This window comes from Actinomadura sp. NPDC048032, assembly GCF_040653175.1.
Classification (GTDB): Bacteria; Actinomycetota; Actinomycetes; order Streptosporangiales; family Streptosporangiaceae; genus Spirillospora; species Spirillospora verrucosospora.
Window position 1 is genome coordinate 1 of sequence record NZ_JBEZJP010000701.1, and the last position, 2,397, is coordinate 2,397.

Genomic DNA, 2,397 nt, shown 5'->3' on the forward strand with positions numbered 1-2,397 from the left:
GCACGACGGCGCCCGCCGCACTGGCCGCGACGAGGAAGGCGAGCGCGTACGCCCAGCGGGTCGCGGTCGAGGCGGTGCGGCGGTTCGTCGTCTCCCTATGCCCGAAGTGGGGCCGTCCGCGGGCACCTCAGCGTAACGCGAGCCGCGGCGGGAGGCCCTCCGCACACGGACAGTGAGGACCATGGCCGAAGACCCCGCACGGCCAGGCCAGGCGACCGTCCTGCTCACCCCGGACGGGACGGTCACCGGCTGGAGCGACGGCGCCGCGCGCCTGTTCGGCCGCGCCGCGGCCGCCGCCGCCGGAACCGCGCTCACCGACCTGCTCGGCCGGCCCGGCGCGGCGGAGCCGCTGCTGGTCGCGCTGAAGGCGGCCGCCGCCGGCCGCCCCTGGAGCGGCGTCCTGCCGCTGTCGGACGAGGGCCTGCCGGTGGCCTGCGAGCCGATGACGGGCGCGGGCGGCCGCGTCCAGGTGCTGCTGACGGTGTCCCCGCCCCGCACCGGCGGCCTGGAGCTGCTGGACGAGGCGGCCCGCCGCGCCGGCTCCACCCTCGACCCCCACCGGGCCGCCGGCGAGATCGTCGCCGTCACCGTCCCGCGGTTCGCCGACGCCGGCGCCGTCTACGTGCTGGAACGCCTGCTCGCCGACGACGACCAGCCCGGCGCCGAGACCGAGGGGTCGGCGGTCGTGCGGCGCCTGGCCGTCGCGCTCGCCGACGACGACCCGCGGGAGTGGTCCCGCGAGTTCCCCGTCGACGAGGTCATCGTCTATCCGCCGGGCTCGCCCTACGCCCGCTGCCTCGCCGCCGGCGACATGGTCGAGTTCGGCGGCGACGCCGCCCGCGACACCGTGGCCGGCCGCACGGGCCGCCTCCTCGACGGCATCGCCGACCACGTGTCGCTGCTGGCGGTGCCTCTCGCCGCGCGCGGCCGCACCCTCGGGTTCGCGGTGTTCAGCCGCAAGCGCGGCCGGCCGCCCTTCGACCCGGCCGACCGCGCGCTGGCCTCCGAACTCGCCGGCCGCGCCGCCGCCTGCGTCGACAACGCCTGCGCGTACCGGCGCGAGCACCGCACCGCGACCGCGCTGAAGGCGGCGCTGCTGCCCGCCGAGGTCACCGCCCCGCCCGGCCTGCGGATCGCGCACCGCTACCTGCCCGCCCGCAGCGGCGTCGGGGGCGACTGGTACGAGGTGGTGCCGCTGCCCGGCGGCAGGATCGCCGTGGTGATCGGCGACTCGCTCGGGCACGGCGTCACCGCCGCCGCCGCGATGGGCCAGCTGCGGGTCGCCGCGCACACGCTGGTCCGGTGCGGGTTCCCGCCCGGCGAGGTGCTGGCCCGGCTCGACGCCATCGCCCAGGAGCTGGACGCCGCGCAGTTCGCCACGTGCCTGTGCCTGGTCTGCGACCCGGCGACGCTGCGGTGCGAGATGGCGAGCGCCGGGCATCCCCCACCGCTGCTGGCCCTGCCGGACGGCACCGTGCGGCACTTCGCCGTCGCCCACGGGCTGCCGCTCGGGGTGTCCGACGAGGAGCATCCGGCCGACCACCCGCAGGTGTCGGCGACGATCCCGCCGGGCGCGACCCTCGCCTTCTACACCGACGGCCTGGTGGAGAGCCGGATGCGCACCGTCGACGACGGCGTCGCGCGGCTCGCCTCCGCCCTGGTCGCCTCCCAGGGCGGGACGCTGGAGGAGACCGCCGACGGCGTCGTGGCCCTGCTGTCCGACCAGCGGGGCCACGACGACATCGCGCTGCTCCTGGTCCGCCCCGAAGGGCCCTGACCCGCCCTACAGGCCGGGGATCTCGTGGTTGCGGAACGCGTCCACGAAGTAGGTGTGGTCCTCCCGGACGATCTCGGCGTACTCGGTGCCGAACGCCACCATCGCCTCAACGAACGCCGACTCGTCCGGGCCGATCACCGCGTCGATGGCGTCCTCGACCTGGAACCCGACCAGGGTGTGGTCGGAGTCGGTGTCGGACACGCAGTGCACCTTGGCGGTGGCGCGGCCCAGGTCGTCCAGCACCGACAGCATGTCCTCGGGCTCGGTCAGGCCGCTCCAGTCCAGGTCCGCCTCGTAGGGCGACAGCTCCTGGACGACGTACCCGACGCCGTCGATCCGGGTGTGGCCGAGCCACGGGTCGCTGTTGGCCTGCAGCGCGCGCCGCGACACGGCGGTGCGGTGCCCGTGGTGCTGGAAGTACTCGCGGATGCGGGGGTCGTCGACGACGCGGCTGGCGGCGGCGACGTTGCCCTGCTTCATCGACAGGATGACGTCGTTCTCCAGCGCCTGGGTGTTCCCCTCGACGAGGATGTTGTAGGCCGACAGCCCGGCCGAGCCGATGCCGAACCCGGACGCCCCGACGATGTCCTTGATCTCATAGGTGAGGCTGCCGAAGCGCT

At 75.8% G+C, this 2,397-nt stretch carries 2 protein-coding genes; one reads left to right on the forward strand and one right to left on the reverse strand.

The annotated features are described in order from the left end of the window. Positions 1–181: 181 nt before the first annotated feature. A complete protein-coding gene (locus AB0C69_RS41255; RefSeq protein ID WP_360362140.1) occupies positions 182–1,777 on the forward strand; it encodes a GAF domain-containing SpoIIE family protein phosphatase in 1,596 nt (531 codons plus the stop codon). A gap of 6 nt (positions 1,778–1,783) precedes the next feature. On the opposite strand, the gene AB0C69_RS41260 is transcribed toward AB0C69_RS41255, so the two are convergent. Then, positions 1,784–2,397: DUF2252 family protein (locus AB0C69_RS41260; RefSeq protein WP_360362143.1), on the reverse strand; the 614-nt coding region annotated here is incomplete at its 5' end.

Bases quoted from the DNA above. Each gene is read 5' to 3' on its own strand.
- AB0C69_RS41255 (WP_360362140.1), top strand. From the start codon at position 182: ATGGCCGAAGACCCCGCACGGCCAGGCCAGGCGACCGTCCTGCTCACC.